This window comes from Anatilimnocola floriformis, assembly GCF_024256385.1.
Lineage (GTDB): Bacteria > Planctomycetota > Planctomycetia > Pirellulales > Pirellulaceae > Anatilimnocola > Anatilimnocola floriformis.
The window spans coordinates 1-1,094 of sequence record NZ_JAMLFW010000006.1; the positions used below are offsets into that span (position 1 = coordinate 1).

The 1,094-nt window shown below is 64.0% G+C and carries 1 protein-coding gene; it reads left to right on the plus strand.

What is annotated here, in order from left to right:
* The coding region (locus tag M9Q49_RS35245; RefSeq protein ID WP_254514054.1) for an autotransporter-associated beta strand repeat-containing protein at positions 1–1,094 on the plus strand (1,094 nt) is incomplete at both ends.

Consider the following 1,094-nt stretch of genomic DNA (forward strand, 5'->3'; position numbering starts at 1 on the left):
GCGACGCAGGTGGCGAGTAATGCGCAGTTGCAACTCAATGCCGTGACGGTGACGGGCGAGACGATCACGATCAATGGTACGGGTGGCACGAACAGTCAGGGCGCGCTGCACGGCTTTGCGGGCTCGAGCACTTGGGCTGGCCCGGTGATCGTCGGCAACGCGGCGACCAACAATCGCGTGGGCGCGGCGAACACCGCGACGCTGACGTTGAGTGGTGCGATCAGCGGTGGACAAGCCGGCGCGATGGGTGGTCTGACGGTGCGCAGCGACACGACGGGTGTCGTCGTGGTCAGCGGCGGCGCGAACACGTATCTCGGCGATACGACGGTGGTGGTTGGTACGCTGCGACTTGCCGGTGGCGCCGATCGGTTGCCGGTGGGAACGAAGCTGGCCCTTGGCAACAACGCGAGTGTTTCGCCGGCGATTGTCGATCTCAACGGTCAGAATCAAACGGTGGCCGGGTTGTACTCGGTGACGGGTGCGAACGTGACGATGCAGGTTACGAGCACGCTGGCGGCGACGCTGACGGTGAACCTGGCGAGCGGCACCGACATCTACACGGGCGTGATCAGCGGCGCGGTGAGCTTGACGAAGAGTGGCGCGGGAACGCTGTCGCTGGCTGGCGCCACGGCGAACACGCAGACGGGCACCACGACGGTTTCGGCCGGCGTGCTGAATCTGAACAAGACGGCGGGCGTGAATGCGATTCCGGGTCAGCTCGATATCAACGGCGGCGCGGTGACGTTTAGTGCGAACAATCAGATCGCCGATACGGCGAGTGTGAATGTGAGTGGCGCGGCGAGCGTGTTCAACGGCACGTCGTTCAACACCGGCACGCTGCCGAATATTCAAGAGACGTTTGCCAACCTGACGATGACCGGCGGTTCGTTCTCGACCGGCGCGAATTCGAATTGGAACATCACCGGCACCGGCACGTTCACCGGCGGCGCGGGGAACACGATCTTCCTCGCCAACAGCAGCACGACGATTGCGTTCGGCAACCTGGTGCTGACGAACATGAACGCTTCGCCCGGTTCGACGCCGCAGGCGAACAACAGCTTTGCGATCTACGGCGCGAGCCCGACGATCGGCAC